Raw genomic sequence first — 257 nt, 5'->3', positions numbered from 1 at the left:
ATCCTGAATGACCGGCGCAGGAGGCAGCAGGGCCTTCATTGGTTCGTTGGCGATGCGCTTCTGTTCATTCTGCTGGCGTTGCTGGTTGGCCTTGCGGTACAGGCGCAGCAGGCGCACAGGCAGCCTGACCAGGCCGCCCAGGGAGCTGGCGCTGTTCTTGATCTGATAGCCCAGCTGGTAGGTCATGCTGGTGCGCGTTTTGACCAGACGCTGCTCTGCAAGGTGACGCTGTGTATTGGCTCTCTCCAGATTGGCAT

Annotated in this window: 1 protein-coding gene; it reads right to left on the bottom strand. The window is 60.3% G+C overall.

From position 1 onward, the window contains the following. The coding region (locus tag SB756_RS32185) for a hypothetical protein (RefSeq protein WP_410913517.1) at positions 1–186 on the bottom strand (186 nt) is incomplete at its 3' end. Between the last annotated feature and the right edge of the window lie 71 nt (positions 187–257).

The sequence above is a fragment of the Pseudomonas sp. SIMBA_068 genome (assembly GCF_046534705.1).
GTDB classification, from domain to species: Bacteria; Pseudomonadota; Gammaproteobacteria; order Pseudomonadales; family Pseudomonadaceae; genus Aquipseudomonas; species Aquipseudomonas putida.
The sequence above is the reverse complement of the archived record's forward strand: the minus strand, read 5'-3'. Positions and strand labels throughout refer to the sequence as shown.